Here is a 235-nt window from a genome sequence, read left to right on the forward strand (position 1 = left end):
GGAGATCAGCGCCGCCTCGACGGCGAAGTCGGGCTTGGACTTGCGCCCGAAGCCGCCACCCAGCAGCGTGACGTTGATGGTCACCTTGTCGACGCCGAGCCCGAGCCGCTGGGCCACGCGCTCGCGCGCGGCCTGGGGCGACTGCACCGAGGTCCAGACCTCACAGCGGCCGTCGACGAGGCGTGCCGTCGCGGCCGGCGGCTCCATCGTCGCGTGGGCCAGATGGGGCACGTAG

Annotated in this window: 1 protein-coding gene; it reads right to left on the reverse strand. The window is 73.2% G+C overall.

The features are described from left to right. Nucleotides 1–235 (reverse strand): molybdopterin cofactor-binding domain-containing protein (locus RVY79_RS21645; RefSeq protein WP_317466681.1); only part of this gene is annotated, 235 nt, incomplete at both ends.

Source organism: Chromohalobacter sp. HP20-39, assembly GCF_033052815.1.
Classification (GTDB): domain Bacteria; phylum Pseudomonadota; class Gammaproteobacteria; order Pseudomonadales; family Halomonadaceae; genus Chromohalobacter.